Source organism: Candidatus Campbellbacteria bacterium (assembly GCA_016699465.1).
GTDB lineage: Bacteria > Patescibacteriota > Minisyncoccia > Phycocordibacterales > EsbW-18 > EsbW-18.
In genome coordinates this window covers 140,690-163,904 of record CP064977.1, presented here as the reverse complement: position 1 = coordinate 163,904, position 23,215 = coordinate 140,690, and the positions used below count along the sequence as shown (strand labels likewise).

The 23,215-nt window shown below is 42.7% G+C and carries 28 protein-coding genes and 1 riboswitch; of the genes, 26 read left to right on the top strand and 2 right to left on the bottom strand.

Annotation, left to right across the window (positions count from 1 at the left end; all coding sequences use genetic code 11):
• Positions 1–5: 5 nt before the first annotated feature.
• The 25 genes from IPJ70_00945 to IPJ70_00825 all read left to right on the top strand — a co-directional run bounded on the left by IPJ70_00945 (position 6) and on the right by IPJ70_00825 (position 21,677).
• Entirely contained in the window at positions 6–1,019 is a 1,014-nt protein-coding gene (locus IPJ70_00945; GenBank protein ID QQR82666.1) for a rod shape-determining protein, read from the top strand.
• 84 nt (positions 1,020–1,103) lie between these two features.
• On the top strand, positions 1,104–1,757 hold the full coding sequence (locus IPJ70_00940; GenBank protein QQR82665.1) for a hypothetical protein: 654 nt from the start codon (positions 1,104–1,106) through the stop codon (positions 1,755–1,757).
• A 1-nt stretch (position 1,758) separates the two neighbouring features.
• The gene (gene nth, locus IPJ70_00935; GenBank protein QQR82664.1) at positions 1,759–2,439 is read left to right on the top strand and encodes an endonuclease III; all 681 of its coding nucleotides are present in this window, start codon (positions 1,759–1,761) and stop codon (positions 2,437–2,439) included.
• 17 nt (positions 2,440–2,456) lie between these two features.
• Positions 2,457–3,065 (top strand): uracil-DNA glycosylase, encoded by a 609-nt coding sequence (locus IPJ70_00930; GenBank protein ID QQR82663.1) that lies wholly within the window; start codon positions 2,457–2,459, stop codon positions 3,063–3,065.
• Entirely contained in the window at positions 3,062–4,330 is a 1,269-nt protein-coding gene (locus IPJ70_00925) for an insulinase family protein (GenBank protein QQR82662.1), read from the top strand. Before IPJ70_00930 ends, IPJ70_00925 begins: the two co-directional genes overlap by 4 nt.
• Before the next feature lie 2 nt (positions 4,331–4,332).
• Complete coding sequence (locus IPJ70_00920) at positions 4,333–6,129, top strand: alanine--tRNA ligase (protein QQR82661.1); 1,797 nt, start codon at positions 4,333–4,335, stop codon at positions 6,127–6,129.
• Between the two features lie 56 nt (positions 6,130–6,185).
• The gene (locus tag IPJ70_00915; protein QQR82660.1) at positions 6,186–7,418 is read left to right on the top strand and encodes a hypothetical protein; all 1,233 of its coding nucleotides are present in this window, start codon (positions 6,186–6,188) and stop codon (positions 7,416–7,418) included.
• 32 nt (positions 7,419–7,450) lie between these two features.
• On the top strand, positions 7,451–8,761 hold the full coding sequence (locus tag IPJ70_00910) for a hypothetical protein (protein ID QQR82659.1): 1,311 nt from the start codon (positions 7,451–7,453) through the stop codon (positions 8,759–8,761).
• 9 nt (positions 8,762–8,770) lie between these two features.
• Positions 8,771–9,025 (top strand): translation initiation factor IF-1, encoded by a 255-nt coding sequence (gene infA, locus IPJ70_00905; GenBank protein QQR82658.1) that lies wholly within the window; start codon positions 8,771–8,773, stop codon positions 9,023–9,025.
• A 150-nt stretch (positions 9,026–9,175) separates the two neighbouring features.
• Positions 9,176–9,289, top strand: coding sequence for a 50S ribosomal protein L36 (rpmJ, locus tag IPJ70_00900; protein QQR82657.1), 114 nt, complete (start codon positions 9,176–9,178; stop codon positions 9,287–9,289).
• Positions 9,290–9,351: 62 nt separating this feature from the next.
• The gene (gene rpsM / locus IPJ70_00895) at positions 9,352–9,732 is read left to right on the top strand and encodes a 30S ribosomal protein S13 (GenBank protein QQR82656.1); all 381 of its coding nucleotides are present in this window, start codon (positions 9,352–9,354) and stop codon (positions 9,730–9,732) included.
• Between the two features lie 17 nt (positions 9,733–9,749).
• Complete coding sequence (rpsK, locus tag IPJ70_00890) at positions 9,750–10,181, top strand: 30S ribosomal protein S11 (GenBank protein QQR82655.1); 432 nt, start codon at positions 9,750–9,752, stop codon at positions 10,179–10,181.
• Positions 10,182–10,193: 12 nt separating this feature from the next.
• The gene (rpsD, locus tag IPJ70_00885; protein QQR82654.1) at positions 10,194–10,808 is read left to right on the top strand and encodes a 30S ribosomal protein S4; all 615 of its coding nucleotides are present in this window, start codon (positions 10,194–10,196) and stop codon (positions 10,806–10,808) included.
• A 24-nt stretch (positions 10,809–10,832) separates the two neighbouring features.
• Positions 10,833–11,810, top strand: coding sequence for a DNA-directed RNA polymerase subunit alpha (locus IPJ70_00880; protein QQR82653.1), 978 nt, complete (start codon positions 10,833–10,835; stop codon positions 11,808–11,810).
• Positions 11,811–11,819: 9 nt separating this feature from the next.
• Positions 11,820–12,173 (top strand): 50S ribosomal protein L17, encoded by a 354-nt coding sequence (gene rplQ / locus IPJ70_00875; protein ID QQR82652.1) that lies wholly within the window; start codon positions 11,820–11,822, stop codon positions 12,171–12,173.
• Between the two features lie 4 nt (positions 12,174–12,177).
• Positions 12,178–12,519: a 50S ribosomal protein L13 gene (gene rplM, locus IPJ70_00870; protein ID QQR82651.1), complete on the top strand. Its 342-nt coding sequence runs from the start codon at positions 12,178–12,180 to the stop codon at positions 12,517–12,519.
• 1 nt (position 12,520) lies between these two features.
• The gene (gene rpsI / locus IPJ70_00865) at positions 12,521–12,943 is read left to right on the top strand and encodes a 30S ribosomal protein S9 (GenBank protein ID QQR82650.1); all 423 of its coding nucleotides are present in this window, start codon (positions 12,521–12,523) and stop codon (positions 12,941–12,943) included.
• Positions 12,944–13,018: 75 nt separating this feature from the next.
• Positions 13,019–13,597 (top strand): nucleotide exchange factor GrpE, encoded by a 579-nt coding sequence (locus IPJ70_00860; GenBank protein QQR82649.1) that lies wholly within the window; start codon positions 13,019–13,021, stop codon positions 13,595–13,597.
• Positions 13,598–13,631: 34 nt separating this feature from the next.
• Positions 13,632–15,524, top strand: a complete 1,893-nt coding sequence (dnaK, locus tag IPJ70_00855; protein ID QQR82648.1) for a molecular chaperone DnaK — start codon at positions 13,632–13,634, stop codon at positions 15,522–15,524.
• Positions 15,525–15,599: 75 nt separating this feature from the next.
• Positions 15,600–15,743: a hypothetical protein gene (locus tag IPJ70_00850; GenBank protein ID QQR82647.1), complete on the top strand. Its 144-nt coding sequence runs from the start codon at positions 15,600–15,602 to the stop codon at positions 15,741–15,743.
• Between the two features lie 445 nt (positions 15,744–16,188).
• On the top strand, positions 16,189–17,274 hold the full coding sequence (gene dnaJ, locus IPJ70_00845; GenBank protein QQR82646.1) for a molecular chaperone DnaJ: 1,086 nt from the start codon (positions 16,189–16,191) through the stop codon (positions 17,272–17,274).
• A 59-nt stretch (positions 17,275–17,333) separates the two neighbouring features.
• A complete protein-coding gene (locus IPJ70_00840; GenBank protein ID QQR82645.1) occupies positions 17,334–17,864 on the top strand; it encodes an ImmA/IrrE family metallo-endopeptidase in 531 nt (176 codons plus the stop codon).
• 4 nt (positions 17,865–17,868) lie between these two features.
• Positions 17,869–18,207, top strand: a complete 339-nt coding sequence (locus tag IPJ70_00835; protein ID QQR82644.1) for a hypothetical protein — start codon at positions 17,869–17,871, stop codon at positions 18,205–18,207.
• 126 nt (positions 18,208–18,333) lie between these two features.
• Complete coding sequence (locus IPJ70_00830) at positions 18,334–20,259, top strand: N-6 DNA methylase (GenBank protein QQR82643.1); 1,926 nt, start codon at positions 18,334–18,336, stop codon at positions 20,257–20,259.
• 2 nt (positions 20,260–20,261) lie between these two features.
• Positions 20,262–21,677, top strand: coding sequence for a restriction endonuclease subunit S (locus IPJ70_00825; protein QQR82642.1), 1,416 nt, complete (start codon positions 20,262–20,264; stop codon positions 21,675–21,677).
• A 164-nt stretch (positions 21,678–21,841) separates the two neighbouring features.
• Here the strand turns inward: IPJ70_00825 and IPJ70_00820 are convergent, their stop codons facing one another.
• A complete protein-coding gene (locus IPJ70_00820; protein QQR82641.1) occupies positions 21,842–22,033 on the bottom strand; it encodes a hypothetical protein in 192 nt (63 codons plus the stop codon).
• 100 nt (positions 22,034–22,133) lie between these two features.
• On the opposite strand from IPJ70_00820, the gene IPJ70_00815 reads away from it, so the two are divergent.
• Positions 22,134–22,508: a hypothetical protein gene (locus IPJ70_00815; GenBank protein ID QQR82640.1), complete on the top strand. Its 375-nt coding sequence runs from the start codon at positions 22,134–22,136 to the stop codon at positions 22,506–22,508.
• Between the two features lie 40 nt (positions 22,509–22,548).
• On the opposite strand, the gene IPJ70_00810 is transcribed toward IPJ70_00815, so the two are convergent.
• A complete protein-coding gene (locus tag IPJ70_00810) occupies positions 22,549–22,977 on the bottom strand; it encodes an NUDIX domain-containing protein (protein ID QQR82639.1) in 429 nt (142 codons plus the stop codon).
• Between the two features lie 114 nt (positions 22,978–23,091).
• A riboswitch (SAM riboswitch) is annotated at positions 23,092–23,198 on the top strand.
• Positions 23,199–23,215: the final 17 nt, after the last annotated feature.

The window sequence follows — 23,215 nt, the reverse complement described above, 5'->3', positions numbered from 1 at the left end:
AAAACATGGCATTCTTTTCAAAAAAAATTGGTATCGATTTAGGAACAACAAATGTGCTCGTATTTGTTCCTGGAAAAGGAATTGTACTCAATGAACCATCCGTTGTTGTTGTATCTCAAGATGACAACAGAATTCTTGCTATTGGTATTGATGCGAAAGAAATGATTGGCAAAACGCCAGACAATATTATTGCGTACCGACCGATGAAGGATGGAGTGATTGCTGACTACCGTGTGACTGAGGCGATGTTACGCTACTTCATCAACAAGGCATTAGGTAAATGGAATGTGTGGAAACCTGACGTTCTCATTTCAGTTCCTGCGGGAGTAACATCAACAGAACGACGTGCGGTGGTAGAAGCTGCAATACGTGCTGGGGCAAAGCAGGCATATGTTATCAAGGAACCGATTTTGGCAGCTATTGGTGCACAAATTCCTATTCAAGATCCTGAAGGACGTATGGTGGTTGATATTGGGGGAGGAACGACAGACGTTGCGGTTATTTCCCTAGGAGGAATTGTGACATGTGCATCAGTTAAGACGGCCGGCAATAAGCTTGATCAAGCAATTGTTGATTATATAAAGAAAAATTACAATCTTTCAATTGGAGAAAAAACAGCAGAGCGTATCAAAATAAAAATTGGTTCAGCGGTATCTGTTGAAGAAGAGTTGGCGTTACGTATTCGTGGGCGTGACGTTGTAACGGGATTGCCGCGTGAAATGGAAATTCGTACAAATGAAATTGTAAAATCAACACGACGAGAGTTGCGCGAAATGGTGAAAGCGATAAAAGATGTGTTTCAAGAAACACCACCGGAACTTTCCGCAGACATTATTGAAAAAGGTATTGTTATGACGGGTGGAACATCGCAACTACGTAATTTTCCCGAGCTCATTTATCGCACAACAGGTGTTCGGGCAATTGTTGCAGACGATGCGCTCTTGTGTGTTGCAAAGGGAACGGGTATTGCGCTCGAACATCTTGATACGTACAAGAAATCGATTATCGCTAAGAGATAAGCTCGAAATTCGAATAATGTTTAAAACTTTTGAAAATTTGAATTTTAAATTTGTTTCGTATTTCGAATTTAGTGCTTCGTATTTATGAATATATTCGACCATCACGCCTATCGTATACATGGGGATTCGGACGGTATTCGCTCGCGTGTGTATGCTCTTGTACATGACGCGCTATCTCAAAAAGAATCTGTGCAGGTGACGTATATTGAGGAGTCTGAAGATACGCTTAGTATTGATACTGTGCGAAAACTTCACGAACGATTACGTACTCGAGTTGCTCCTACCGAAAAGCGAATCGTGCTCATTCGTTTTTCGTTGGGTACACACGAAGCACAGAATGCACTTCTCAAGGTGTGCGAAGAACCTGGAGATAATACAATTTTGTTTTTGAGTACACCTTCGGCGTATGCACTTTTGCCAACACTTCACTCGCGAACACAGGAGATTGAACACGTGGCAAGTATGCAGAAAAGTAGTATTGATATAGGTGTGTTTGTTGCATCACCATACACGGAGCGGTTTGAAATGGTACAACCACTTATTGAAGAGAAAAATAAAGAACAGATGGTGCGTTTTATCAATGATTTGGAAGAGTACACGCTACAATCTCTGCCTGGTGCTAAAAAAATATCTTTTTTGCACACGCTCGAGCTGGTTCGCTCGTATGTCCTTGAGCGTGGGTGCTCCCCAAAACTACTCTTGGATCTTTGTGCTGTGTATATGCCACGTACCATGTAATATGAAGCATGTACCACGTATGACGCTTCAGGAAAAAAAGAAACGTGCTCGAGTAATTAATGCTCGACTCAAGAAACTATTTCCTAACGCGTCTATGGCGCTTTGGTACAGTACTCATTGGGAACTGTTGGTTGCCGTTATTCTTTCTGCGCAATGTACAGATAAAAAGGTAAACGAGGTCACAGAAAAACTTTTTAAGAAATATAAAACGCTGGATGACTATGTGCATGCAGACCCAAAAGAATTTGCACAGGATATCCATCAGACAGGATTTTTTAATGCTAAAACAAAAAATATTCTTGGTGCCGCACAAAAAATAACGAATGATTTTGGTGGAAAAATACCACGCACCATGGAAGAAATGCTCACCATTCCGGGTGTTGCACGTAAAACAGCAAATGTGGTTCTCGGGAATGCTTATGGAATTGTTGAAGGAATTGCAGTGGACACACACGTCAAACGTTTTGCTCAAAAGTTTGGTCTCACAACACACGCTGATCCAAAAAAGATTGAACAAGATTTAATGATACTTTTTCCTAAGAAAGAGTGGTTTGTTCTTACGTATCGTCTTATTGAATATGGTCGCCAAATCTGTCCTGGACGAGTACACGATTGCACGCAACATCCTATTTCAAAAGTATATCCCGATGTTGCAAAACGTTGGCCAAAAGCTCGCAAGTGAATGCTACAATGATATATATGTCTGGTTCTGAAATTTCAAAAATAGAACGTATGAGGGAGGTTTGTGACGCTTTGCTGCATTTTACACAGTCACCTTTGTATGAATATCGAACACACAACAATTATTTTCCTGTGATAGGAGAGGGAAGTCATGACGCACATATTATGTTTATTGGAGAGGCTCCTGGAAAAAACGAAGCGAAAACAGGTAAACCTTTTTGTGGAGCTGCAGGAAAAATTCTTGATGAACTCCTTGCACATATTGGACTCGATCGCTCGACGGTGTACGTTACCAATATTGTAAAAGATCGTCCGCCAGAAAATCGAGATCCAACACCGCAAGAAATAGAACTCTACGGTCCGTTTCTCGATAGACAAATTGAAATACTTCAACCAAAAGTTATTGCTACACTAGGACGCTTTTCCATGGCGTATGTAATGGGGCGTCTTGGTCTCCAAAATCAAATTGAGCCAATTAGCAAAGCGCATGGAAAAAGGTATACTGCGTCAGTGCCGTATGGGCCTGTGGACATTGTTCCTTTATATCACCCCGCATCGGCGCTTTATTCTCGAGCATTACTTCCAACCCATAAGACGGATATAGAAATTCTAAAAACATATTTATGAAGTATCACAAAAAAGTTCTTCCCAATGGTATGCGTACCATTGTCGCTCCAATGAAAGATAATCCAACGGTTACCGTTATGGTGCTTGTTGAGGCTGGCTCACGATATGAAGATAAGCGCATGAATGGTATTTCACACTTTCTTGAGCACATGTGTTTTAAAGGGACACCTAAGCGACCTCATTCAGGAGATATTTCGCACGAGCTGGATTCTATGGGTGCAGAAAGTAACGCATTTACGGGAGATGAAGTAACTGGCTACTGGGCAAAGGCACGCGCACATCAATTTGATCACATTCTTGAGATTGTGTCTGATTTGTATTTGAACCCACTTCTTCCAGAACATGACATTGCCACAGAACGAGGCGTCATCATTGAAGAACTTAATATGTATGAAGATCTTCCACAACGTATTGTGCACGACGTACTTGAAGAGTGTTTGTATAAAGGTCAGAGTGCAGGACGTCCTATTATCGGCTCAAAAGAAAATCTCATTCGCTTTACACGTCCTGATTTTATCAAGTACCGTACGACACACTATGTAGCTCCAAAGACAACGCTTGTTGTTGCGGGAAATGTATCAGTTGCTGATGCAGAGAAAAAAATCGCAAAGTACTTCTCGCATCTTCCAAAGGCGAAGTACGTTCAACGCGCCAAGACAAAAGAAAATCAGAAAACCCCTCAAATATTGATAAAACCTAAAAAAACAGACCAAACTCACTTTCTTCTTGGTTTCCGTTCATTTGATTTGTTTGACAAACGAAATCCTGCCGTTGAGGTACTTACAACGATTCTTGGTCGGGGTATGAGTTCGCGTCTTTTTAGAAAACTTCGCGATGAAATGGGTGTGTGTTATTACGTTCGTGCGGGAAGTCAAACATCAACAGATACAGGGGTATTTAAAATTGCATCTGGTGTTGATACAAAACGTTTTGAGGAAGTGTTGAGTGAAATCCTTGCTCAGGTTCGCCGACTCAAAAATGAGCTCGTTGAACCTACTGAGTTGGCAAAAGCAAAAGAAATGATTTTGGGTCATACACAAATGGGACTTGAATCATCTGATGATGTTGCTAATTGGTTTGGTGAACAAGAAATTCTCCATAAAAAGATTCAAACACCAGAAGAAGCGCTCAAAGAAATCTCCGAGGTCACGGCAAAAGATGTACAAAAAGTCGCACGAGAGATTTTCAAAAATGCCACACTTAATCTTGCGGCAGTTGGTCCTGTCAAAAAAACACCGAAATTAAATCGTATTCTCAATGTCTAACTATGCCTTCACACGATGTTCGTAAAAAATTTCTAGAATTCTTTGCCAAGCGCGGTCATGCAATTATTCCGTCTGCGTCACTTATTCCTGAAAATGATGCGTCTGTGCTGTTTACCACTGCTGGAATGCATCCGCTTGTTCCGTACTTGTTAGGCGAAAAACATCCTTTGGGCACACGTCTGGTGAATGTACAGAAATGTGTGCGCACTGGTGATATTGATGACGTGGGAGATAGCACGCACGCAACATTTTTTGAAATGATGGGGAACTGGTCACTCGGCGATTACTTTAAAAAAGAAGCAATTTCATGGAGTTTTGAACTCCTCACCTCAAAAGAGGAAGGATTTGGGCTCGACCCACAGCGCCTGTACGTTACCTGTTTTGAAGGGAATGATGATGCTCCCCGTGATGAAGAATCTGCAGAAATATGGCGTGACTTGTTTGCTCGACATGGTGTTTCTGGTGAACGAATCTACTTTATGCCTGCAAAAAATAACTGGTGGCAAGCTGGTCCAAATGGTCCGTGTGGTCCCGATACGGAAATGTTCTATGATCTTACAGGCACATTGGCATCCGGAATGACTAAAGAGGCATATCTTAAAGCAGACACGGAGCAAAAAATTGTAGAGATCTGGAATGATGTATTCATGGAGTATGTAAAGAAGGACGACACCGTTGTTGGTAAACTCGAACGTAAAAATATTGATACGGGTTCTGGATTTGAACGAATATGCGCAGTGTTGCAAGGAAAGGATAATATTTTTGATACGGATATTTTTGAAAAAGTGATGGCTGAAGCACGTGAGCTTTCACGTGTGCTCCGAAGTCAACGTATTATTTCTGATCACATACGAAGTGCGGTGTTTATGATCGGTGACGGTGTTCTTCCGTCAAACACAGATCGCGGATACGTTCTCCGCCGTCTCATTCGTCGTGCTGTGTTTAATACTGATACCAAAAAACTTTCACACGAAGCAATTGAGGCACTCGTGGAAGCTATTGTAGATACGTATGGTGATACCTATGAGGTGTTACCAGAGAAAAAAGATTCAATCATCGCCACTATTTTTAAGGAGAGTGAAAAATTTGCAGAAACATTAACTGATGGAACTCGAGAAATAGAAAAAGTTTTTCAAAGAATGAATAGCGAGGGAAATACACATCTTTCTGGGGCAGAGTGTGCTCGTTTATACCAATCGTATGGATTTCCTATAGAACTGACGCGGGAAGTAGCACAAGAACATAATTTTACTGTTGATACAGAAGGTTTTTTTGAAGAAATGAAAAAACACCAAGAGCTGTCCCGTGCAGGTAGTGAGCAAAAATTTAAGGGCGGACTTGCGGATGCGTCTCCTGAAGTAACTCGCCTTCATACAGCAACACACCTTCTCAATGCGGCTCTTCGTGAAGTGTTGGGAGCACATGTGAAGCAGCGAGGAAGCAACATCACATCAGAACGTCTCCGTTTTGATTTTGCACATCCTACAAAAATGACTGATGAGGAAAAGAAACGTGTTCAAGATATCGTTAATACGTATATCCAGAATCAGTTAGAAGTGAAACGTTTGGAAATGCCAAAGAGTGAAGCGGAAACACTTGGTGCGGAAATGGAATTTGGTGCAAAGTATCCAGATGTTGTTTCGGTGTATGTCGTACATGATGCGCAGGGAACTGTGGTGAGTCGAGAATTCTGTGGAGGTCCTCATGTGACAAATACACGCGAGCTCGGTCATTTCAAAATTGTAAAAGAAGAAGCGGTCGCTGCTGGTATACGACGTATCAAGGCAGTACTTTCGTAGTTCTGCACAGACACATGTGTGTTTTGTGAGGTTGAAGATGGTACACTATACACGTCATGTCCTTTGTATTTGGATCACAAAAACAAAAAGAACATAGTTTTCTTCTTTGTTGTATTGAAAGTGGTGCCGTTCATGTAGCTCTTGTTTTGGCGTACCCACAGAAAAAACCCTTTATTGCGTACAGTGTTTCAAAAGCGGTTCCATTTCAAGAAACACTTGATCATGCACGACTTTCTACAGTAACACTGCAGGCTCTTGTTGATGCGTGCACCGAAATTGTGGCAAAGGGTATTCCACTTGTTTCGTCTCGTCGAGTCCAACGTGGTCATATAGATCACATCTATTGCGTATACGGATCTCCATGGTTTATTTCACAAACACAAACACTCACAATTGAAAAAGATAGCCCGGTACTGGTAACACAAAAGATGTTGGCTGAATTACTCGCTCAGCATATATCATTTGACGCATTTCAAACAATACGCACCGATGAAACAGATTCTGTGTATCTATTAGAGCAGCACATCGTTGGAACGCACCTCAATGGCTATGCAATCGAAACACCTCTCGGAAAAGTGGGGAAGCATATTTCGTTTTCAGTGGTGTCTGGCGCACTTTCAAAAAAATTCCATTCGTACGTTGAAGAAAGTGTGTCTCGTTTTTTCTCACATACGCCTTGTACGCACCGATGTGCACCAACAATGGAATTTGTGGGTATACAAGATACGCTTGTTACAGAAAACTCCTTCCTTATTGTTGATATCTCTTCAGAAGTAACAGATGTGTCGTTTGTTCGAAATGGTGTATTGGTTGAAACGGCAACATTTCCGTATGGTACATCATCTGCAATGCGTTCATTTGCACAGTATGCAGGTATTCTTCCAGAAGAAGTGCTTGGTACGGTACGGTCGCTTCAGGCGGGTAAATTAGACGCTACTGTCGCCCAACGATATACTGAGGCGCAAGAAAAAACACAAAAAGAGTGGGCGACACACTGTGGAAACATTCTTTTTCAACTCGAACAAGAAGGAGGTATTCCTACGTCGGTGTTTATTCTCGGTGAATCAGTAGATTTTGTTTCTCTACAAACATTTTTTATGCCCACAGAGCGCATTGTGAGTTCGCACACAGGTTCACCACTGAGTAGTGTGGTGCTGACAAGCGATACGTTGAAGCCTTTTTACACTGCCAACGAGGACGTGACGTCGGTGCACCCGCTCCTCATCTTCTCAATGCTCTATGTGCATAAGTCTCTTGCTATGAGAGATGAGAAAAAAGGAGTACAATAGCAACACATTATTATAACGTAGTATCTACTCGTATGCAGGACTTTGTACCATCAGAAAAAAAATCAATTCGTAATATTTCTATTGAGCGCCCCCAAACGTTTTCATCTCGTCCAGAAGAAAGTGGTGATGCGTCGCCAGAAACTATTGGCGTAACACTTCCTCCACGAAATGCGTCTCCTCTTGTTTCAACAGGTCGAGGTTCAAAAAAATATCTAGTGTGGGGTGGTGTTGTTGCTGCCATTCTCGTTATCTTTTTTAGTTCAAGTGCACTTTTTGCGGGTGGAAAAGTGACGGTGCATCCAAAATCAGTACTTGTTAATCTCGACCACACTTTCACTGCGTCACTTGCTCCTGTAGCTGATGGTATTGGATTTGAAATGGTTACTCTTGATAAAGAAATGAGCAAAGAAGTTGCCGCAACTGGACAAGAGCGTGTTGAGCGCCCTGCATCGGGAACTATCATTGTGTACAACAATTTTGACGACCAAATACAAAAACTCATCACAAATACTCGATTTGAAACGCCAGATGGTCTTATTTACCGCATTAAAGAGTCAATTAATGTTCCTGGTAAGCACAAAAACGAAAAAGGGGATATGGTACCGGGAAGTGTAGAGGCTGAAGTGTTTGCAGATAGCGCGGGGGAGAAATACAACATCGGTCTTTCTGATTTCACTATTCCGGGATTTAAAGATAAAGACGCACCGCGATTTGCTGGTTTCTATGCCCGCTCAAAGACACCCATGACTGGTGGGTTTGCGGGAACGGTTAAAACAGCTTCTGCGGCTGATACAAAAGCAGCATACGATAGTTTGAATGCTGAGCTCAAGACAGCTCTTGAAAATGAAGTCCTCGGCGCAGTGCCTGAAGGATTTATTCCTGTCCCTTCAACAGTTCAAACAAGTTATCAAACGTTACCAAATGCAGATGGAGCAACGGATACGTCGGTTTCAGTTCGTGTAAAGGGAACTGCATCCTTGGTGGCCGTTGATGAAACAAAATTGGGAGCCATGGTTGCTCGCGTAATGGTTGCAGGATATGACGGAAGTGATGTGTACTTCAAGGATCCGAAGGCTCTTGTCATCGAACCAACAGCTTCATCAACAAAGTTCTCAACATTGTCAGATATTGAATTTAAGATTCAGGGTTCAACCAATTTGTTGTGGAAATTTGACGCAGAACAACTCGCAAGCGATATCGCAGGAAAGAGTCGATCGGCTGCAAGTGAGGTTATTGCTACGTACACAGGCATTGAAAATGCAGACTTGGTTATACGTCCTGTGTGGCGATTATCATTCCCGTCAAACCCAGAAAAAATTGACGTTCTCATCGCAACAGAATAGAGTATTGTCATGACACGTCAACCAGAAGGATCAGAAGTACTCCAAGGGACAGTCGTTGAGGCACTCGCGAATGCGCATTTTCGTGTCCAATTTGATAAGCCCTCAAGTAACCTTCCAGCTATCGAAGGTGAGGAAAAACCAATCGTTATATGCTATTTGGCTGGAAAAATGCGTCTCCACCGCATCAGAATCATCGTTGGGGACAAAGTTGAGCTTCTTGTTGATAGTTATGGCGGCAAACCACGTATTATTCGACGACTGTAGCCGTGGGGATAGGGAAGGTGTTGCGCCCTGAAAATGATTGTGTTATTCTGTTCGGGTCTTTCTGTTTTGGGCGAATGCGTCCTACGAAGACGTCTGGACTAGACGCCTTTTTGTATCTCTACAAAGAACGTCAAAAGAAAACAGTTTTTTATGAAAGTCAAGTCATCCATTAAAAAGCGTTGTATCAAATGTAAACTTGTCCGCCGCAACGGACATCTTCGTGTTGTGTGTGAAAATCCTCGACACAAACAGCGTCAAGGATAGCGTTTTTTGCTTCATTGTTTGAAACACATAACTAATTTAACGTTCAATTTCTAATATCATTTATGCGTATCGCTGGTATCACACTTCCTGATAAGAAACAGATGGAATTCGCACTCACTGCAGTGTACGGTATCGGTCGTGCGCGCGCGCTCAAGATTCTCGCGGTTGCCAAGGTTCCTGCAGATAAAAAGGCGGCAGATCTTACCGAAGCAGAAGAAAATACAATTCGAAAGGCACTCGAAGGATACGTGCTCGAGGGAGATTTAAAACGAGAAGTGTCTGGTAACATTAAGCGATTGAAAGATGCTGGTTCATACCGTGGTATGCGCCACAGTCGCCGTCTACCTGTTCGTGGTCAACGCACAAAAACAAATTCACGAACAGTTCGTGGAAACGTACGTAAGACTATGGGTTCAGGAAAACGTAAGGTTGAACTCAAGTAATCCATTTCAATATTTATATGGGTAAAAAACGCGTTGCAACAAAAGCAGGAGGAGCAGAAGGATCGGCACAAGGGGCTGCATCTAAACTTGCACGTAAGAAGCTCGACAAAGGTGTTGTGCACATTGAGGCAACGTACAACAATACAAAATTAACATTGACATCAATTGATGGAAAAGTGGTGACATGGTCATCAAGTGGTTCTCTCGGTTTCAAGGGAGCAAAGAAAGGAACGCCATTTGCTGCCGCAAAAGTTGGAGAACTTATCGGTGATCGCGCAAAGCTTATTGGTATTCGTGAAGTTGGTGTCATTGTGAAAGGAGTTGGTTCTGGACGAGAATCTGCTATCCGTTCATTTGTGGCAAAAAGCGGAGCATTGATTTCATTTATTCAAGACAAGACGCCAGTTCCATTCAATGGTCCACGTCCTAAAAAGCCTCGTCGTGTATAGTCTTTCCTTTATATGTTGAAACCAAAAAAATTTAAAATCGCACGTCGTCTCGGTCCTTCTGTGTATGAGCAAACTCAAACAGAGCGTTTTGCTCTTTCTGAAGCACGAAAGAAGAAGGCAATGGTGAAGGATAAACACCGCAAGAATATTTCAGCATTTAACATTGCCCTTAAAGAGAAACAGCGCGTTCGTTTTTATTACGGTATTTCAGAACGACAATTTTCACGTTACGTGAAAGAATCAATGGCGCTCAAAGGCAATCCTGTTGCACACCTTTTCGCACGACTCGAACAGCGCCTTGATAACGTTGTTGCACGTATTGGTCTTGCGCCAACACACCGCGCAGCTCGCCAGATGGTATCGCACGGTCACATCACTATTGGTGGAAAGAAAATGCGCGTACCATCCCACAGCGTATCTGAAGGAGAAGTTGTTTCAATTCGCGAAGGTAGTCAGGGATCAAGGTTGTTTGTACAAGAAGAGGGAAAGACTCCAACAGCAACGCTTCCAAATTGGATTTCATTTGATGAAAAAAAGAAGGAGTGGAAAATAGTCGGAGTTCCACATCTCGAATTAGTACAGTCGGGTTTTAATTTAAACGCGGTTATCGAGTTTTACTCTCGATAAACATTTAGTATTAACGATTGAGTTATGGACTACACAATACATTTGCCATCGCAACCAAAAGTTATCACCGAGAAAGGTAACGCCGGTATGTACCAAATTGACGGATTGTATCCGGGATATGGCCACACGCTTGGTAACTCTCTCCGCCGTATCATTTTGTCATCTATTCCAGGTGCTGCTATTACCGCAGTTAAAATTGATGGTGTTCCTCATGAATTTTCAACGATTGAGGGTGTGAAAGAAGATGTGGTTAACATTTTGCTTAACCTCAAACAAATTCGTTTTGAAATGACAACAGATGAGCCACAAATGGTCACATTGACCGCAAAGGGCCCAGCACACATTACTGCAAAAGATATTACCGTTCCTGGACAACTCACAGTACTCAACCCAGACGCATACATTTGCGAGCTTACAGGAAAAAACACACTTACGATTGAAATGCACGTTGAAAAAGGTCTCGGATACGTTCCAAAGGAAAACCTTCATCGTGACCGTGTTGAAATCGGTACCATCGTACTTGATGCAGCGTTCACACCTATTCGCCGAGCAACCTACGAAGTTGAAAACATGCGCGTTGGTGATCGAACAGATTTCAACCGCATCAAAATGTTTATTGAAACAGATGGTACAATTGCTCCACGTACGGTACTTGAACGATCAATCAGTACTATGATTCAACAGCTCCGTTCAATCGTTGGCTTCCAAGAAGAAAACTTTGAAGAAGCTGTGGTGCACGAAGTTAAAGGAGGCGAAACAACAGAAACATCGCAAGCAGAAAACGCAGATGAAGATGCAAAGGAATTCCTCAAAACACGTATTGAATCACTTGACCTTTCAACACGAACAGAGAATGCGCTTACGAGTGCAAACATCCGCACTGTAGGAGGTCTCGTACGAAAGAAAGAAGCTGATTTGTTAGAAGTTGAAGGTCTTGGAGACAAGGGATTGCAGGAAATTCGCCGAGCCCTTGCAAACTATGGTATTATCCTCCGACAGTAATTATTTTTTATGCGACACGGTAACGTACAACGAAAATTCGGACGAGAAAAAGACCAGCGACTAGCGCTTATGCGTTCTTTGGCGTCCTCTCTCATCGTGCATGGTTCAATGCAGACGACTCTTCCACGTGCGAAAGAAATTCGCCCATTTGTTGAAAAGCTCGTTACGAAGGCAAAGAATCCGACAGTTGCTGTACGTCGAGATCTCATTGCAACACTTGGTACGACAGATCATACCGTTACCGACAAGCTTATTGAACGAGCAAAAGCATACGTTGAGCGCGCTGGTGGCTACACACGCATCACCAAAGTTGAAACTCGTGCAAGCGACGCCGCACCACAAGGAGTAATCTCATTTGTATAATTCTATGAAAACGCTTGACGCACAAAACAAAAAAATGGGTCGCCTCGCTTCTGAAATTGCTCGCATTTTGCAGGGTAAAGACGCAGCTGACTACGCACGAAATACGTATCCAAAACATGAAGTGAAGGTTATCAACGTATCAAAGATGGATATTTCTGCTACAAAGTTGCGCACAAAGGATTACACACATCACACACAGTATCCAGGTGGATTTCGACGTCAAACACTCGAAAATCTTGTAACAAAGAAAGGATATGGTGAAGCACTTCGCAAAGCGGTCTACGGCATGCTTCCCGACAACAAACTTCGTGCCAAAATGTTAAAGCAGCTCACTCTTGAAGAATAATATGACTACTGAAACAAAAACAACAAAAAAGAAAGACGGACACTATATTGAGACCGTTGGACGTCGAAAAGAAGCGCAAGCACGCGTTCGTCTTATTCCAAATCAGAAGGGTTCTGTCACGGTAAACGATCGACCCTACAAAGAATTTTTCCCAGTTCCAGATCTATATCACTCTGTGACTGATCCGCTTACTCTCGTTGATATGAAAGAGTCGACCGTTACTGCAGTTGTGAAGGGTGGAGGTATTCGCGCACAAGCTGAGGCGATTCGACTTGGAATTGCTCGTGCGCTTGTTCTCTTCAACCCAGAATTTCGAGGTGTTCTCAAGGGGGCCGGATACCTCAAGCGTGATGCTCGTAAGGTAGAACGAAAGAAACCAGGACTTCGCAAGGCACGACGTGCTCCTCAGTGGAGTAAACGCTAGAGTACTAGCGTTTACTCAGGTGTTCGCTCTCTAGTGAACAGCAACCGTCCGTGTACTAACACCTACGTCTTTTCTATGACACACCACAAAAAAGATACTCCTGAGACAGAGCTTGATACAGAAGAAACCACCTTTGAAACCATTGAATCAGAGGGGGCTTCATCATTTCACGCAAAAGATATACAAACGCTCCGTGAAGAGCTTAAAGCGTGCCAGAAAGAGCGCCAAGAGTACCTTGAGGGTTGGCAGAGAGCAAAAGCAGACCTCATTAACTTCAAGAAAGAAACAGACGCCAACCGTCGCAAAATGGTGTCTCTTGCCACCGAAGACGTTATCACTGAGCTCATTCCGGCCTTGGACAGTTTTGATATGGCATTTCAAAACGTCGACGCATGGAACCAGGCACCAGAAAACTGGCGTCGTGGTGTTGAGTATATTTACAATCAACTCCTCTCAATTCTCACCAATCACGGCGTGACACAACTCAACCCTCTCGGTGAGCAGTTCAATCCGCACATGCACGATTCTGCAGAGACCGTTTCTGTTGACAGCGAAAAAGAGGAGGGTAAAATTCTCTCCGTCATACAAAAAGGGTACCAACTGCACGATAAACTTATTCGTGCACCAAAAGTCCGCGTTGGTCATTTTGAATAATTCATTATCAAGCAATTAAATTTACTACACACATATGGCAAAAGTACTTGGTATTGACCTAGGAACAACAAACAGCGCAATGGCAGTTATGGAAGGAGGTGAGCCTCGTATTGTTGAAAACAACGAAGGAGGACGCACCACACCATCTGTCGTAGCTATTTCAAAGACAGGCGAGCGACTCGCAGGTCTGATTGCACGTCGACAAGCTGTCACCAATCCTCGCAACACCATTTACGGCATCAAGCGTCTCATGGGACACCGTTTTGATGAAGATACCGTCAAGAAAGAAAAGACAGCGGTGCCATTTGAAATTGTACAAACAGAGGATGGAGGAGCGGGTGTCAAAATGAATGACAGCGTCTACCGTCCAGAAGAGGTGTCAGCAATGATTCTTTCAAAGCTCAAAGCTGATGCTGAAGCAAAGCTTGGTGAGACCATCACACAAGCAGTTATTACCGTTCCTGCATATTTCAACGACTCACAACGAAAGGCAACCAAAGACGCTGGTAAAATCGCAGGTCTTGAGGTATTGCGCATCATCAACGAACCAACGGCCGCAGCACTTGCCTACGGTTTGAATAAGAAAGCTAACGAAAAGATTGTCGTCTTCGACTTCGGAGGAGGAACATTTGATATTTCAGTACTCGAAGTAGGTGATGGCGTTGTGGAAGTAAAGGCAACAGGAGGAGACAGTCACCTCGGTGGACGCGACATCGACCAAAAAATTGTTCGCTACATCGTCGATGAGTTCAAGAAGGAAAGTGGTATTGATATTTCAAAGGACCCACTCGCACTCCAGCGTCTCGACGAAGCTGCAGAAAAGGCAAAACACGAGCTCTCAACAACCACAGACACTGAAATCAACATTCCTTTCATTACCTCAGACAGTTCAGGTCCTCGTCACCTCTTGCTCAAAATCACTCGTTCAAAACTTGAAGAAATTGCTCAAGAATTTGTTGATCGCGCTATCACCATTACCAAACAAGTGATGGGAGATTCTCCATTCAAAATTGCTGAAATTGATGAAGTCGTGCTCGTTGGAGGACAGACACGCATGCCAGCAATTCAAAACGCTGTTAAAGAGTTCTTTGGCAAGGAACCAAACCGAAACATCAACCCTGATGAAGTGGTGGCTGTTGGTGCAGCAATTCAAGCTGGAATCTTGCAAGGAGACGTTCGTGACGTGCTCTTGCTCGACGTGACACCACTCTCACTTGGTATTGAAACACTCGGTGGAGTTGCCACAAAATTGATTGATAAGAACACAACCATTCCCGCAAGTAAGTCACAGGTATTCTCAACAGCATCCGACAACCAAACATCTGTTGAAATTCACGTGGTGCAAGGTGAGCGACCAATGGCAACAGACAACCGCACACTCGGACGATTTATCTTGGACGGTATTCCACCATCACGCCGAGGTATGCCTCAAATTGAAGTATCTTTTGATATTGATGCAAACGGTATCTTCACAGTGAAGGCAAAGGACAAAACATCAGGCAAAGAGCAATCCATCAAAATTGAAGGAAGTGGAGCTCTCTCAGAAGACGATATCAAGCGCATGCAGGCAGACGCAGAGAAGCATGCTGACGAAGACAAGAAAAAGAAAGAGCTTGCAGACGCACGCAACAATGCTGATCACTTTATTGCACTCGCAGACAAGGCACTTGTAGATGCAGGTGACAAGGTTCCAGCCGATGTTGCAAGTGGTGTCCGAGTTAAAATAGACGCTCTCAAAAAGGCACTCGAAGGAACAGATATCGCTCTCATCACAGGAGTTACAACTGAGCTTTCAAATGAGATGCAAAAGATTGGTGAGGCAATGAGTAAGGCGCAACCTGAGCAAGGTGCACCTGCTGAAGGCGGTGCTGAAAAGAAAGAAGAACCTACAGACGTAAATTCAGAAGAAAGCAACGATAAATCGTAATGTCCAATGTCAAATATCCAATAGCAAAAAGTACATTCCTTTGTTATTTGAAATTTGATATTTGTTATTGTATTCATGAAGGTTCACTCTAAAGTTGGTTCAAAGAAAGGACGACCGACGTATCGTACGCCATCCACCTTTATTGCGCGCACTGTTGATACCGTATCTCGCACACGAATGCTAGGACTACGCCAGAAACGCCGTCAAAACCCATACTAAAAGAAAAACTCCGACCTCGGGATATACCCTTAGTCGGAATTCGCTGGGGGCCAGGCGCCCAGCCTGACGGCGGTTTTCAGCATTTCCTTCGTACAGTGAAACCAGAACTTCTCGAAACACTGTGGACACTCGATGATGAGCGCACCGACAACAATGTCGGGCCACACAGAAGGTGGTGCATCGAGCGTAAAGCCGACGACGTATGTCCAATACCCCTTAGGGAGTTGGGTCCCGTCTTGGGCCCACCCGCTCAACTCCCAAAGGCAGGATGGACATGCATCGCCGCCTGAGTGGCGAAAGCTTGGATTGAATACCTGTCCCCATGACCGATATGTTGGCATGCCATTTCTCCATTCTTCCTATGTTCAACCTGTTTCTATTATGTTATAATTGCCAACAAAGTCAATAACTGCAGTTTTGTGTCTCATATTACAATCTACACACTATGTCTAAAGACTACTACAACGTACTCGGGGTAGAACGAAACGCCTCACAGGACGAGATTAAAAAGGCGTTCCGCAAACTTGCCCACGAACACCACCCTGACAAAAAGGGAGGCAACGAAGCAAAGTTCAAAGAAATCAACGAAGCATACTCCGTGCTCTCCGATAGCACCAAGCGCATGCAGTACGATCAGTACGGCAGTGGCTTTGCAAACAATGCAGGAGGAGCACAAGGATTCTCTGGATTTGACGGCTTTGATTTCTCTCAGTTCACCCAAGGACAAGGTGGCGCGGGTAACTTTGAATTTGATATTGGAGATATTTTTGGCGACATCTTTGGTGCAGGAAGTATGCGCAACCGTGTTCGTCGAGGGCGAGACGTGTCCATTGATATAGAGCTCACCTTCAAAGAATCTATTTTTGGCACTGAAAGAAAGGTGCTCGTTACGAAGAACAACATTTGTAGTGTCTGCACAGGCACCGGAGGCGAACCAGGAAGTGAAAAAGACGTCTGCAAAACATGTGACGGCAAAGGGAAGCTTCACGAAACACGCACATCACTCTTCGGCACCTTCCAAACAACTACGACGTGTAGCACCTGCCACGGCAAAGGGGAGAAGTACAAAACACCATGTCACAAGTGTAAGGGAACAGGTATTGTGAAAGAGCAAGAAGAAGTACGCATTGCTGTGCCTGCAGGTATTGAAGATGGAGAAATGATTCGTCTCACAGGCCGAGGTGAAGCAATTCAAAACGGTTCTGCGGGCGATTTGTACGTCAAAATACACGTTGAGTCACACAAAGTATTCAGCAAACAGGGAAGTGATTTGCTCATGGATTTAAACATTAAGCTCACCGATGCGCTCACGGGTGTGGTACAGACCATTGAAACACTCGACGGCAGTATTGATGTCACCATTCCTGCAGGCGTAAAACCAAACCAAGTACTTCGCGTAAAAGGTAAAGGTGTACCCCATGGCGACAACAAACGAGGTTCACTACTCATTACGGTCCACTTCATCGTGCCGGAGAAGCTTTCAAAACATGCTAAGGAGCTCATTGAGGAATTGAAGAAGGAGGGGGTGTAATGTTGCCAATTTTTTGGATTTGCACCAAATCAGAGATATAATTAGTATGTTAAATAACTATGACCAAAGAGGAGATTTGTGCATATGCTGAAGATCTAGCTGCTAAGTATAATCCACTAGGATTATCGCCTTTTCCATATGAAAGAATTACTGGTGACAAAGGTGACTTGGAAATTGTTCTGGCTGAATTTGACCATGGAATTTCTGGTGCAATCATCTTTTTAACAACTGAAGAAAAGTTCAGGATTATCGTCAACAAAAACAAACCAGCAACAAGACAAAATTTCACCATAGCTCATGAAATAGGGCACTACTTTTTGCATAAAGATGAAATTAAAACCAATGATAATTTATTGGTAGATATTGGAGAAAACTCTTTGGACGGATCCAATGCGCTATTTCGCTTGGATGCAGCTGCAACTACAAAAATTGAAACTGAGGCAAATAACTTTGCGGCTGCATTAATAATGCCAACAAAATTGGTTCAAGATGCATGGACAACCCTCAAAGATGTAGAGGAGTGTGCAAAAATTTTTAATGTTTCTATCTCTGCAATGAGTATCAGACTGGAAAGGTTGAAATTAATATAATGTTATGGATAAAGATTTAAGACAAATAGTTTTTGACCTGAAAGATTTTGAGCCATTCCAAGGAGGTAAGCGAACAAAAATTAATGAGGATGTCCGGAAGAAAAAATTAGAGAATGACGCACTTGAACAAGATATTGCATTAAAAAGGCTAACACTGAGTGTCTTGTTTGGTTTTTTAGCACTTGAAACGGCAGCCGTATTTATCTTTTCATATTTTCAAGCAGTGTTTTTTAAAGGTTTTGCGTTAGAAGAGTGGAGCTTCAAATTGCTGGTAGCGGCAACCTTAAGTCAAATTACTTATATGATACAGGTTGCTGTAAAACACCTATTTCCAAGTAAATAGACAATCAACTTCCGAGTGGAAGTAGTAAAAAAAACCTTTTGTTGACAAAAATTATACCCTTTTCAAGGTATGTTTTTGCATGTGGTTCAAAAAGGGGTTAAATAGTGATATTGTTTAGAAACATATATGAACACAACACAACAAATCCTAAATAAAATCTTCAAAAATCCTGAACAAGACCTATTGATGTTTGATGATTTGTCCAAGATAGACATTTACGAAAAAGACGAGGGTAAGTTCTACATCAAAGCTATTTCAAAGCTGGATGAAGAGAAGCTTGTCTACAATGCCAAGACAGGAAAATGTGCACCTGAAGAAATCGTCCGACAACTCTATCTTGTAAAGCTCACAAAACACTACAAATACCCTAAAGACCTCATTGAACTTGAAAAGCACGTCAATTTTGGACGTGAGATAAAACGTGCTGACATTGTTGTGTACCGACCAGACGGCATTACCCCAAAAATCATTATTGAGGTAAAAGCTCCCAATGAAGAGAATGATGTTCAACAATTGAAGTCGTATCTCAATGCTGAAGGTGCTCCTGTAGGCGTTGCAGTAAACGGTAAGACACGCCTCATCCTCTATCGTCCCTACCCGAAGGATTTTGATGACACGCTGGATGACATCCCTGCTTCAGATGAAGAGGTTGAAGATGTGCTCGCAAAGCGTAAGACCCTGAAGGACCTACGAGAAGATGACTTGAAGGAAACAATCAAGACCCTTGAAGAGCTCGTGCTTGCAAACTCAGGAAACGACAGTTTTGACGAAATCTTCAAACTCATCTACGTCAAGCTTTATGATGAGAAGGAAGCGTTGAGCCGACCGAATGAAGAGCTACATTTCCGAAAGAGTCCGACAGGAAAACCTGAAGAAACAAAACGTATCATTGATGGACTCTTTGAAGAAGCAAAAGCAGAGTGGTCTGATGTTTTTGAAAAAAACACAGAAATAAAACTCAGTCCTGAGCATCTTTCTGTGTGCGTTGGCGAACTTCAAGATGTCCGCTTGTTCGGTGCAAATCTACGCATTATTGATGAAGCGTTTGAGTACCTACTCCCTGATGTAGCCAAAGGAAAGAAAGGTCAATACTTCACACCTCGTGTTGTGATTGATATGTGTGTGCAGATGCTCAACCCACAAAAGAAAGAGTATGTAATAGATACAGCGTGCGGTAGTGCAGGGTTTTTGGTCCACGCCATGCAGTACGTTTGGAAAAACCTACCTACCATGGAAGCACGCAAAGAATACGCAAGCAGGTATCTTTGGGGCATAGATTTTGACGAGAAATCAACCAAAATCAGCCGTGCCATTATGCTCATCGCAGGCGATGGTAAAAGCCACATCTTCAAGTCATCATCGCTTGACACACGAGAATGGTCCGACCGTTTCAAGAGCGAACTTTCAGACCTCAAACTGGTCCGTGAGTTTGCCGACTTTGAAACGAACCGACATAACCAAAGCACACTTCAACATCTCGGCTTTGACATACTTCTTGCCAACCCGCCTTTTGCAGGTGAAATCAAAGAGAAGCATCTCTTGGCTCAGTATGTGCTTGGAAAGAACGCTAAAGGCAAACTTCAAAACAAGGTTGAGCGACACCTGCTCTTCATTGAACGCAACCTTGATTTCGTAAAGGCAGGCGGTCGCTTGGCGGTTGTTTTACCTCAAGGCATCTTCAACAACACGAGCCAAGAATATGTGCGTAAACACATAATGCAGAAGGCACGCATCCTTGCGGTCGTAGGACTTCACGGAAACTCGTTCAAGCCACACACAGGAACAAAGACCTCAATCATCTTCTTGCAAAAATGGACCGAGGAAGAACTTGATAAGAGCGGTAGCCCGAAGGTAGCCGACTATCCGATTTTCTTTGCTACTCAAAAGCAATCCTTCAAAAACAACAGTGGCGATTATATTTTTGAGAAGGACAAAGAAGGTCAAATTGTGAAAGATGCAGACGGTAATCCTAAATATCTAAGCGACCTTGACGAAATAGCTGAAGCGTTTGTCGCTTGGGGTAAAGAGCAAGGTCTTGGCTTTCTGAAATAACCATGCAACCAAACTTACAAACAGCATCGTTTTCAATCATTAATCTAAGCAGGGCTCAGGCTGATAGGCGTTTGGATGCCGAGTATTACGACCCCGTCTATCTGAACAAGATTGAAACTCTCGTAAAGAAGAAAGCACGGACAATCAAAGGTGTTTACGATGTAAGGGTTTTCAGTGGACCGTTTGGGTCTTTCTTCAAGAGTGAGAGTTATCTTACCGAAGGATACCCCTTTGTTCGTATTTCAGACATCAAAGACATCTTTCTTGATAAAGAACAAATGGTATTTGTTAGCGATGACAATTTTACAAAACTCAAAAAGTACCAGCTTTCAGTTGGCGACATCGTTTTTTCAAAAATCGGCACCGTAGGTCGTCTAAGTATCATCACTAAGGAAATCGGAAAAGTTGCGATAAGCGAGAACAATATAGGTCTAGCGTTTTCTGCAAAGACCGATGAAATAGACAAGGCATACATCGCTTTCTTTTTGTTGTCAGATTTTGGACAGAAGCAAATCTTTCGTATGGCAAGTGGAAATGTTCAACTAAAGTTGAATGTTTCTGATATTGAGAGTGTGCTTATGCCAGAAGCTGCTGAGGGGCTAAAAAATAAGCTCCGAGATGCATTAGATACCCTACATACGAAGCTTCTTCTCTCAAAAGAAAGGTACGATGAGGCCGAGCAGATGCTTCTCAAAGAAATAAACCTTAAAGGATACAAAGGAACTGAAGAAGCAATCTCGGTCCGAAACTTCAGTGATTGTCTTGTAGATAACCGATTTGATGCCGAGTATTGGCAACCAAAATACGATGAGATAGTGAAAAAGGTGTCATCTATCCCACAAGAAAAACTTGGCGATATTGTGTCAATAAAGAAAGGTGTTGAAGTTGGAAGCGAAGCATACGCAGAAGAAGGAAAAGATTTTGTGCGTGTTTCCGATTTCACTATCTACGGCATTGAAGATGTTGAAAGAAAAATCTCAGAAGAACTTTACGAAGGGTTGAAGAATAACTACAAACCGAAGAAGGGCGACGTGTTGTTCACAAAAGACGGTACAATCGGCATCTCGTTTGCTCTCAGTGAGGACGTTGATGCGATTGTAAGCGGTGCATTTCTACGCCTCAAGCCGAAGGTAAAGATAAACAATAACTATCTTGCATTAGTCCTCAACTCTTTTTATTGCAAAGCCCAGATTGAACGTATGTCAGGTGGTGCAGTTATCGCCCATTTGAAGCCAGAAAGTGCTTTGCAAGTCAAAATCCCGATGTTGTCAGAAAAGAAGCAAGAAGAACTTGCAGACAAAGTACTGGAAGCTTTGCGACTACGAAAAGAAGCAAAGAACCTACTTAAAAAGGCAAAGCGAGCCGTTGAAATCTTTGTTGAAAAAGACGAGCAGTCTGCCCTCAAATACTTGTCCTAGGGGGAAATGTGGTCAGGCATCTTTTCTATAGTTTCAAAAACCACCCATTGGGTGGTTTTTGATAAGCGAGGTGTGCTTTTCATGCCCCATTGGAGAGTGGCTACAACTCAATCAATTCTCCTTCTCCTCAAGTACTCACTAAACCAGCACGTTTGCTCAGTGACCTACTTTTTTTTGGTTTTATCCACAACCACCCCATTTGGAACCGCTTTCTTTATGGCTGCGAGAGATACCTTGACTGCCTGGTCACTTTTCAGTGTCTCGCTCGTCAAAAGTTTTTCACCGTTTCCACCCACAACACTAATCACCCTTTGATTGTTTTTTGAAGGTTTGATGATAATTTTTGGTCTACCCATATAACTTTCTATGTTCAATAGCTTTTTAGTGAGTCGACGACCCTCTGCTATATACCTATATTATACTCCTTTTCTTTTGTGAAAATGCTAAAATATTCATATGGAAGAAACTGCAGAAAAGACATTAAAAATAATAAAAAAATATCGAGCTCCAACAAAAGAGGCGAAAGATTTGAAGGAAGCCCTCGAAAAGCATGGAGTAAGGGTTTTAGTTGAACCCTATGACGGTCACAAACACATTGACCTTGGAATCCCTGACGCAAAAATAAACGTTGAAGTTGACGGAATCCAACACCTTACAAACCCCCATCAAATCTTGAAGGATCTGGGCAGAGGGTATTTCTCTCACAAAAAAGGTTACAATACCATGCACATTCCAAATGAAATGATACGCCTACACTTAAAAGAAATCTCTGAGGCGTTGGCAGAAGCATCAAAAATAAAAGAAAAGAAACTCCACATTCATGTAGATTAAAAAACGGCACGGTCAAACACCTTTTTATGTTTGTTAGGGATTAAAAATTAGATTCAAAAAATACTTTTTTGTCCTTAAACCATTGCGGTATCAAGGTGTGGAGTTCTTTTGGAAGTAGAGGTGTTCCTGATACATCTTTTTGCTCTACCCAATGAAACTCAATGTGGTCTTCTTGCGAAACAACATCAGTCTTCGAAAGTGTTGCCAAAAATATCATATTGAATTCGTGGTGAACCTCTTCGTCAATGGTAAATGTATTTTCTAAAACCCCGATTAGTTCTTGGACTACTCCTGAAACACCAAGTTCTTCATTCATTTCTCTCGTAAGGGCGTCTGATACACCTTCTCCAAATTCTACATGTCCACCCGGTAAAAAGTAGTGACCTCTTTTCTTGTTTTCACAAAGTAACATTTTATCTTTGTCGATAATAACCGCCCGAGCAATAAGCTCTATTTGATTATTTTTCATATGCGATTAAGAGTACTCCTACCCTCATACTCCTCAAAGTGGACAACAAAAATGGCATAGCCAGAGGCTTTTTAAGCGTTGTTATTTATGGTATCGTATAGCCACAACTAAATAGTTGTATGAAGAGACGGCGAGAGAATTGGCTCTATGACCCGTCAGCAACCTGCAAAAGCAAGGTGCTCCGTCCAACCGACAGTGGAAGCTGTCAGGAAAGATATGTTTGCGCCTCGTCCCCGCA

What these genes read in the sequence shown, in the direction of transcription:
- IPJ70_00940 (QQR82665.1), top strand. Translation starts at nt 1,104, where the DNA reads ATGAATATATTCGACCATCACGCCTATCGTATACATGGGGATTCGGAC.
- dnaJ (QQR82646.1), top strand. Translation starts at nt 16,189, where the DNA reads ATGTCTAAAGACTACTACAACGTACTCGGGGTAGAACGAAACGCCTCA.
- rpsM (QQR82656.1), top strand. Translation starts at nt 9,352, where the DNA reads ATGCGTATCGCTGGTATCACACTTCCTGATAAGAAACAGATGGAATTC.
- IPJ70_00880 (QQR82653.1), top strand. Translation starts at nt 10,833, where the DNA reads ATGGACTACACAATACATTTGCCATCGCAACCAAAAGTTATCACCGAG.
- IPJ70_00925 (QQR82662.1), top strand. Translation starts at nt 3,062, where the DNA reads ATGAAGTATCACAAAAAAGTTCTTCCCAATGGTATGCGTACCATTGTC.
- IPJ70_00860 (QQR82649.1), top strand. Translation starts at nt 13,019, where the DNA reads ATGACACACCACAAAAAAGATACTCCTGAGACAGAGCTTGATACAGAA.
- dnaK (QQR82648.1), top strand. Translation starts at nt 13,632, where the DNA reads ATGGCAAAAGTACTTGGTATTGACCTAGGAACAACAAACAGCGCAATG.
- IPJ70_00915 (QQR82660.1), top strand. Translation starts at nt 6,186, where the DNA reads ATGTCCTTTGTATTTGGATCACAAAAACAAAAAGAACATAGTTTTCTT.
- IPJ70_00930 (QQR82663.1), top strand. Translation starts at nt 2,457, where the DNA reads ATGTCTGGTTCTGAAATTTCAAAAATAGAACGTATGAGGGAGGTTTGT.
- rpsD (QQR82654.1), top strand. Translation starts at nt 10,194, where the DNA reads ATGTTGAAACCAAAAAAATTTAAAATCGCACGTCGTCTCGGTCCTTCT.
- IPJ70_00810 (QQR82639.1), bottom strand. Translation starts at nt 22,977, where the DNA reads ATGAAAAATAATCAAATAGAGCTTATTGCTCGGGCGGTTATTATCGAC.
- IPJ70_00910 (QQR82659.1), top strand. Translation starts at nt 7,451, where the DNA reads ATGCAGGACTTTGTACCATCAGAAAAAAAATCAATTCGTAATATTTCT.
- IPJ70_00820 (QQR82641.1), bottom strand. Translation starts at nt 22,033, where the DNA reads ATGGGTAGACCAAAAATTATCATCAAACCTTCAAAAAACAATCAAAGG.
- rpsK (QQR82655.1), top strand. Translation starts at nt 9,750, where the DNA reads ATGGGTAAAAAACGCGTTGCAACAAAAGCAGGAGGAGCAGAAGGATCG.
- IPJ70_00840 (QQR82645.1), top strand. Translation starts at nt 17,334, where the DNA reads ATGACCAAAGAGGAGATTTGTGCATATGCTGAAGATCTAGCTGCTAAG.
- rplM (QQR82651.1), top strand. Translation starts at nt 12,178, where the DNA reads ATGAAAACGCTTGACGCACAAAACAAAAAAATGGGTCGCCTCGCTTCT.
- IPJ70_00835 (QQR82644.1), top strand. Translation starts at nt 17,869, where the DNA reads ATGGATAAAGATTTAAGACAAATAGTTTTTGACCTGAAAGATTTTGAG.
- IPJ70_00830 (QQR82643.1), top strand. Translation starts at nt 18,334, where the DNA reads ATGAACACAACACAACAAATCCTAAATAAAATCTTCAAAAATCCTGAA.
- IPJ70_00920 (QQR82661.1), top strand. Translation starts at nt 4,333, where the DNA reads ATGCCTTCACACGATGTTCGTAAAAAATTTCTAGAATTCTTTGCCAAG.
- infA (QQR82658.1), top strand. Translation starts at nt 8,771, where the DNA reads ATGACACGTCAACCAGAAGGATCAGAAGTACTCCAAGGGACAGTCGTT.
- IPJ70_00815 (QQR82640.1), top strand. Translation starts at nt 22,134, where the DNA reads ATGGAAGAAACTGCAGAAAAGACATTAAAAATAATAAAAAAATATCGA.
- IPJ70_00945 (QQR82666.1), top strand. Translation starts at nt 6, where the DNA reads ATGGCATTCTTTTCAAAAAAAATTGGTATCGATTTAGGAACAACAAAT.
- IPJ70_00825 (QQR82642.1), top strand. Translation starts at nt 20,262, where the DNA reads ATGCAACCAAACTTACAAACAGCATCGTTTTCAATCATTAATCTAAGC.
- nth (QQR82664.1), top strand. Translation starts at nt 1,759, where the DNA reads ATGAAGCATGTACCACGTATGACGCTTCAGGAAAAAAAGAAACGTGCT.
- IPJ70_00850 (QQR82647.1), top strand. Translation starts at nt 15,600, where the DNA reads ATGAAGGTTCACTCTAAAGTTGGTTCAAAGAAAGGACGACCGACGTAT.
- rplQ (QQR82652.1), top strand. Translation starts at nt 11,820, where the DNA reads ATGCGACACGGTAACGTACAACGAAAATTCGGACGAGAAAAAGACCAG.
- rpsI (QQR82650.1), top strand. Translation starts at nt 12,521, where the DNA reads ATGACTACTGAAACAAAAACAACAAAAAAGAAAGACGGACACTATATT.
- rpmJ (QQR82657.1), top strand. Translation starts at nt 9,176, where the DNA reads ATGAAAGTCAAGTCATCCATTAAAAAGCGTTGTATCAAATGTAAACTT.